The following is a 7,120-nucleotide window of genomic DNA, read 5'->3' on the forward strand; positions in this document are numbered from 1 at the left end:
TATTTTAAGTTTTACAGCGATCCGAAAATCGCTGCTGCACTTACATCAAATGCCCACACTTATCGACTGTTAATTGTTAAAGAACTGTATTCGGTACTGCTTTCGCGCTATTGACAAAGCGTTGTGTTTGCCAGCTGCGAAGAAGGAAGAGTATGAAGCATTTCACTACATCCGTCAACTCCTTCTTTTCCTGCCTTACTCAGCATTTGCATGCATCGTTCAGCGAGGGGGCGAATTATAGCCCTACGCCGCGATAGCAGCAAGTCTTTAATCCAAGATTTGTTAGTCAAGGTTTTGTATCGCTGTCCTGACCCAGCGAAAACCCAGTCTTTCCTGCTCCATGCGGAGGCACTCGCCCAAAGCATGTTCGTGCAGTATTTTAAGCAGGGCCAGTTCCTCATGCGTCAAGCGGGTCAGATGACCACCGTGGCGTTTATGCGGCTCTTCACTCCCCCACAACAAGCGGTGCGCTTCCAGGGTCGCGATGTCCATCAGCATGGAGCGTGCTTGCGGCAAGTATGCGCGCAAGCGATCCAGTATGGCAAAACCGTGCGTATCGATATCGCCCCAGTAAATTACTTCCTTGTCAGCCAACCAGGGTACATCGCCGAGGCGTTCGACACTATAACCGCCACCGAAAATCACCATGCTGTCTTCAACCTCCGGAAACGCCAGGCCATTGATTTCATTCTCGGTAATAAAGACGCGTTTTACATTGACATGCAAGGCAGCGAACTGCGCTACCGGTACGCTCAGGTCAGACAAACCAGCGATATAATGACGCGGATCGAGCAGGCGAAAACGTATCAATACCGGTTTGCTCAATAATCCATAACGCGTTTCAAATTGGCGCGCCCCGACGGCCTGCGCGTTGATCGCCTCGGGCAGCATTAGCTGATCCAGTAATTCCGCCAGCAAGGCCTTGCGCGTTTCGATGAATTTTCCATCCACCCCAGCGATGTCGAGTTCGCGCAAGTAAAGCTGCGGACGTGGATGCGCCACAAACCATTGCAAAATCAGCACGATGCGTTCCCATGCGGGCGCGTGCTCGAGCAACAGCATCGGACGGCGCGCGATCCAGCCAGCCAAAGCAGGAAAAACCTGCAGCGTCAGCGTCAGCAATTGCTCGAAATGCCGCTTCTCCGCCATTTTTCCGATCAGCCGCAAGGCGTCGCCCTCTTCGTCCACGATCAAGCCAGCCGGCATGCGATTGCGCCCCAACTGGCGATGATTGATATCACGCCATTCGATGGTATAGCCGTAGCCCATGTGACTCTTGCTGCCTTCGTCAAGTTGGCGTATCCAGCGCCGCACTTCATCGAATTGCTCGCCCAGGTGCGCCGAGGCTGGCTGACGCAGATTGAGAGGCAAGGGAAACAGCACACTGTGACTGACATGCGCCGCCAGCAGGCGACCGCTGTCCCACAGGCGCAGTAACTGTGTACGAATGTCGGCCGGCGTGGTCCAGTTGCTGCTCATGGCACTCATGCGCTGCGAGCCTGGCGCTCGGCCTGGTACTGCTCGATGCTCAGGCAGCGCAACATCGATTGCCGGCCCTCTTCGCTATGCACGAAGCCCAGGCCGGCAACATACGGTTCGATGATATGGATTTTTTGCAATGGCGTGACGATCAGCAATTGCAGATTCATGCGCTTGAACAGTTCCAGCCCATAGCGCGCGGACTCATCCGAACCGCGGCCGAACGCCTCATCGATCACGACAAAACGGAAGGAGCGTGAACGCACGACGCCCCACTCCAGGCCGAATTGGTATGCCAGGCTGGCGGCCAGCACGGTATAGGCCAGCTTTTCCTTTTGGCCACCGGACTTGCCACCTGCATCAGTGTAATGTTCATGCTCGCGGTCATCTTCACGCCAGCGCTCGGAGGCCGAAAACACAAACCAGTTGCGCACGTCGGTCACCTTGCGCGTCCAGCGCTTGTCCACCTCGCCGCTCCCGCTGCGGCCACGGAAGCGCTCGATAATCGTTTTGACCTGCAGAAATTTGGCTTCCGTATATTCTTCATCGCTCGATCCCGTCAGCGCGCCTTCGGTGCAGGCACGCAAGTCGGCCTGGAAATCGCGCAGGTCAGCGTCCAGGTTGGGCTCGGCCTCCAGCGCGATATAGCGGTTGGGGTTGTAATCGATATCGTGCAGCGAGCGGTTGATGATATCGATACGTTCGCGTATGGTTTCCCGCTCGCGCTTGAGCTGTGATTGAAAGCCAGCAATTTCGCGTATCGTGTTTTCATTGAGCAATTCCTTGAAGCGCTGCGCAAAGCGTGGCAAGTCATCGGCCTGCAGTGCCGCCAGCATCATGCCAAACTCGCCAGCGGCATTGATGCTGACATCGACTTCACGCGTATCGAGCGGCCACGCCGTGACGTAATCACTCATGGCACTGATGATACGGTCGCGCAAACTGGCGATTTTCTTGCTGTCGGCATCGATACGCGCCTGCAAGAAAGTGCGCATGTCTTTTTCACGGTTGTCGCACGACTCCACCGTCAGTTTGTGTTCGCCCAGCGCTTCCCCCTGTAGCCGCTGCAGCAAGGGAAAATACAGCTCACGCGCGTGCGACGGCGTGGCGTCCAGCAACTGTGCGCAATCGCCCAAGTGACCGCTGGCCTGCTCCTGGCGTTCGCTGAGTCTGGCGTGCTCGGTGGTGTGGCGGCTAATGTCGTCATCCGTTTTGGCTTGCGCTTGCGTCAACGCCTCAAGCTGGCCCTGCAGCGCTTGCAGCAGATCGGACGCCGCTTCCAGTGCCTCTTTTTCACGCAGTAATTGTTCGATCGCCAGCAGCAAGGGCTTCCAGTCCAGTTCGTCGAAATGCTGGAACACCGCCAGTTGCTGCCAGTGACCCAGGCGGTCCTGATGCGTTTTGACATCAATGCCCAGTGCACTGATGCGTGCACGATGGGCGGTGATGCGCAATGACAAATCACGCGCTTGCTTTTCCAGCGCCGCGATCTTGGCCTGGTTGGTCCAGCCCAGCACATAACGGGTGCGGTCTTGCAACGGATGACGGTCATCCTTTTCATGGCGCTCGCCACCCGCCTTGATCTGGCCGTTGCGCGTGATGGCCAATTTTTCACGTTGGAATTGCTGCAGCGATTCACAGCAGGCATAGTCGAAACGCCGCGCCAGTTCACCGGCGATCCAGGGATAAAACGCCGAATCCGGCTTGATGGACAGCTTGCGCACCAGGGAGTCCGGATGCAGCGGCCGTGCTTCCGGCACATTGACCGCGCGTACCCGAAAATACACCAGGCGCGCTCCAAGATGGCTGCGGTCCACCCATGCCGCCACCGCCGCATAATGGGCTTCCGGCACCAGCAGCGCCAGGCCGAAATTGTGCAGCAAACGTTCGGCCGCGCCCTCCCACGCGCCAGCATCGTCACGTACCTGGATCAACTCGCCAACAAAGGGCAGCTCATCACCATCGAGATCAAGCGCGCCGCACAGCAAGTCACGCAGTTTCAGCATCTGGCCTGGAATATTCGAGCGGCGCTGGCGCAACGATGCGAGCTCCGCCGATAACTCGCCATGGCTGGCGCCCAGTTCGCGCACCATGACACCCGCCTCTGTCAGGGTGTTCTGGCACTCGTCGCGCTGCGCAACGCATTGCGCCTGGCCACTGTCGATAGCATGCAAATTGGCGCGAAAGCCTTCGTCATCGGCAGCACCAGGCAAGCCCAGCGCTTGCGCCAATTGCTCGTAGAGCGCTGCGCGCCGCGCACGCTCATCCTTCAGCGTTTGCCGGCGCGCGATCTCGGCGTCGATCTGCGCCAGGCGATTGCCGCCGTTGGCGGAAATGGCTTCCCGTATTTCATCGCGGCGCAGGCCTTGTTCGCCGCGCTGCTGTTGCAGCCGCTGCAGGCGCGCGGCGGTTTTTTCCAGTTCCAGCACCAGTTGCTCCAGGCGGCTTTCCAGCAACTCACTTTTCAAGGCAGCAAACCACGGCCGCAGCGCTTCGCGGCAGCCGCGCAACTGCTCATCCTGCTGCTGCAAGCTGGCATGGCGTGCGCAATCGGCAGTGAGCGGCAGCAATTGCTCGATCTGTTTTTTCGCCTTGAGTACAGCTTCGTGCGCGCGATGCAGATCATCGAAATGGGCAATCAGGGCGGCAATCCGCTCTTCGACGGGAAATGCTTCAAGCATGTGCTCACGCACGAAGTCGGTCAGGTTGCCGACCGATTTCATCGACACCGTCTGGTGAAACAACTCCATCGCCTGTTCATTGCCGATGCCGAAGCGGCGGCGGAAATCGGCACCGTACGGTGGAAAACTGTCGTACAGGGTTATACCCTTGCTGGCGCGCAGGCGCTTGCGCAGCTGGGTGATATCGGTACCGAAGCCAGCGAACTGATCCGCGATCGACAAGGCGCTGTCCGCTACCACATAAAAACGCTCGGGCTGGCCGCGCGCATCCTTGAGCCAGAAGACCTGCGCCAGGGTCACCGTCTGATCGTAGCCTTCGTTATAAAACACGCCAAGGATCACGGCATAGGTATTCTGGTCGCGCAAGGCCACCGCACGCGCCGTACTGCACGTGTCACCGCGTTCCGATTTGTAATGGCCAAGCACATAGGTACGCAGGCTGCGCTCATGCGCGTCGGCACCGGCGGCTTTGTTATAGGAAATCTTTTGAGCGGGAACCAGCAAGGTGGTAATCGCGTCGACCAGCGTCGATTTGCCCGAACCGATGTCGCCGGTCAGCAGCAGATTGTCGCCGCCCGGATGCAGTTTCCACACGCGCGCATGAAAGGTCCCCCAATTGAGGACTTCGAAATGATGCAGCCGGAAGCCCGCACGTTCAAATGGCACCGGCTCCGCGAAATCTAATTGGCAACTTACGCCGTCCTCATGATCCCGCGCCGTCATTCCGCATCCTCCGACAGTCCCGCGCCATGACTGGCGTAATCGTTCAGGCGTTGTTCAAAATCGCTAAGCCATTGCGCGTCGACAAACGCCTTCAAAATGCGCCGCACTTCAAATTGCTGATCCTGTCCACGCAAACGATACAGGAAGCCCAGTTCGACCACTTTATTCAAATGCGTCTCCATGCGGTCAAGCAAACGCGCTTCATTGGCGGTATCGGGCAGGAAAAGGCGCAATTGTTCGGTGATCTGCTCACGGCTGACAATTAAACGCGTATCGCCAGCTTGACTATCGAACTCCGCCAGCTTTTTACGCAACAGCACCAGGATCAAACTGACCGGATAACTGAGCTGGCGCCGAGGCACCAGACGCGGTAGTGCAACTTCCCCTTCCGGTGTGGCACGCTGGCGCAGATAGGCATAGCCCTCGGCTTCGTCGAGTATCAATTCCAGGCCGATTTGCTGGTAATAATCGCGCACGCGCGCTTGCAACAGCAGCAGTGGCTGCCATAAGGCGACATCGTTTTCCTGGTACAACACGCCTTGCATCAAGGCGATCAGGATCTGGCTGTAATGAGTTTCGCTGGATGAATCCATCATGCACTGAAAATAAGAAGAGGTACGGTGGCAAGCCGCGCACGACCCTGCGCATCGCTCCAGTGTATCGTTTCTTCTTGCGTATCGTCGATCACGCTTGGCAATTCCTGCGTCGCCAGGCTCAGATAAGTGGCCAGTTCCGCCAGGCCTTGCTCGAGCGGATATTCGGCGATCAGCGTGGCGAGCGACACTTGCTTGCGCTGCTGTAGCGCGCGCCGGATATTCGACGCCAGTTTCAGGTGGTCGACATGGACCTGCTCGAACAAGGCATCCGACGGCACCGGTTCGGCGGCTTCATCGAGCACGCCATGCAAAATGACGGGTTTGAAGGGCGGTGTAAACAAGATGCGATCCATCGGCGCCAGCACATTCGGTGCGGCGGCATCGATCTCGATAAAAGCGGCATGCTCGACCACCGCGCGCGCATCGAGCGCCTTTTTTTCTATGTCGCGTATCAGCTGCATGATGCGGCGGTTTTCCAGCCAGGCCTGATCGTCGAGATAGCGTCGCAACTGTTCTGACAAACGGGCCACCGTACGCTGCGTCACTTCGCCCGCCTCCAGCCAGTCATAATGAATACGCAGCAAGCGGCCATCGGGTGCCAGTTCGCGTACCGGATCGAGCGCCATTACCGCATTCAACAACGCCGTCAATTCATCCTGGCGAGATGGCGACATTAACAAATCCCAGAAGGCGCGAAAACTCTTGCCTTCATCGGAATCGGCGATCACATCGCGCTTGCCGAAAATTTCCTGCAGCAATTCGCCCTTGCTGCCTTCCCATGCGGCGATACGTTCACGCACCGAGCGATCCAGGCTGCGAAAATTATGTTCCACGGCACGAAAATCGGACAATAGTTCGCGTGCAGTGGACGACATTTGCAGGAAGCGCTCGCGTACCTGACCAGGCTCCATCATGTCGAGCCGTCCTTGGGCGATCTGTGCGATTTCTGCATCGATGGCTGCCTTGCGTTTCTGAAGCTCGGCGATGCGGGTACGCGGATTCAATTCGGTTCCGTCGAGAATCTGTCGCAATAAATCGAACACTGTCATCAGGCGCGATTCGGTGCCGATGAATTGGCGCTGTTCCAGGCCAAGCAGCCATGCGATCGCCTGTTCAGTCGGTGAGGTCAAATCATAGTGCGGTTCATCCTGCCCGCTTGGATAATATTTGCGTAGCCAGCCTCGTTCATCGGAAGCCCAATCGTCCAGATACGCTGTCGCGCTTTTGGGAAACAACACCTCGCCAGCCAGTTCATGCAAATGATACAGATGATCATCCAGATGCGATGCCAGTTGCTGGCGTGCGATGGTACGGATATTGGGAGCAATAAAATGACGGTGCAGGAAACTGGCGATCATCGGTGCATGATCGGCGGCGAGCAAACGCCAGGCCGGATGGTTGCGGCGCTGGGCAGAAAGTTGTTGATAGTCCATCTGTACGCGTTTTGAGTCTATTGCGTACTGTAGCACCGATCAATATCACATCTCTTGATAAATCTCCAGACGAAAAAAAACCCGTCAATTGCTTGACGGGTTTTTCTCTTACTGCGAATAACAAGCCTGACGATAACCTACTTTCACACTGGTTGCAGCACTATCATCGGCGCAAAGTTGTTTCACGGTCCTGTTCGGGATGGGAAGG

At 57.1% G+C, this 7,120-nt stretch carries 4 protein-coding genes; all 4 read right to left on the bottom strand.

The window, feature by feature from the left end; translation table 11 throughout:
- Positions 1–282: 282 nt before the first annotated feature.
- The 4 genes from KO539_RS29740 to KO539_RS29755 are packed head-to-tail and all read right to left on the bottom strand — an operon-like array spanning position 283 to position 6,912.
- The gene (locus KO539_RS29740; protein ID WP_225243963.1) at positions 283–1,479 is read right to left on the bottom strand and encodes a DUF3322 domain-containing protein; all 1,197 of its coding nucleotides are present in this window, start codon (positions 1,477–1,479) and stop codon (positions 283–285) included.
- A 5-nt stretch (positions 1,480–1,484) separates the two neighbouring features.
- Positions 1,485–4,883, bottom strand: a complete 3,399-nt coding sequence (locus tag KO539_RS29745) for an SbcC/MukB-like Walker B domain-containing protein (protein WP_219313972.1) — start codon at positions 4,881–4,883, stop codon at positions 1,485–1,487.
- Complete coding sequence (locus KO539_RS29750) at positions 4,880–5,476, bottom strand: DUF4194 domain-containing protein (protein WP_219313977.1); 597 nt, start codon at positions 5,474–5,476, stop codon at positions 4,880–4,882. Before KO539_RS29750 ends, KO539_RS29745 begins: the two co-directional genes overlap by 4 nt.
- Positions 5,476–6,912 (bottom strand): DUF3375 domain-containing protein, encoded by a 1,437-nt coding sequence (locus tag KO539_RS29755; RefSeq protein WP_219313974.1) that lies wholly within the window; start codon positions 6,910–6,912, stop codon positions 5,476–5,478. The genes KO539_RS29750 and KO539_RS29755 overlap by 1 nt, the downstream gene beginning before the upstream one ends.
- Positions 6,913–7,120: the final 208 nt, after the last annotated feature.

This window comes from Janthinobacterium sp. NKUCC06_STL (assembly GCF_019345455.1).
In the GTDB taxonomy this organism is placed as follows: domain Bacteria; phylum Pseudomonadota; class Gammaproteobacteria; order Burkholderiales; family Burkholderiaceae_D; genus Janthinobacterium; species Janthinobacterium rivuli.

Coding starts and splice junctions, on each gene's coding strand:
- KO539_RS29740 (WP_225243963.1), bottom strand. CDS start 1,479: ATGAGCAGCAACTGGACCACGCCGGCCGACATTCGTACACAGTTACTG.
- KO539_RS29755 (WP_219313974.1), bottom strand. CDS start 6,912: ATGGACTATCAACAACTTTCTGCCCAGCGCCGCAACCATCCGGCCTGG.
- KO539_RS29745 (WP_219313972.1), bottom strand. CDS start 4,883: ATGACGGCGCGGGATCATGAGGACGGCGTAAGTTGCCAATTAGATTTC.
- KO539_RS29750 (WP_219313977.1), bottom strand. CDS start 5,476: ATGGATTCATCCAGCGAAACTCATTACAGCCAGATCCTGATCGCCTTG.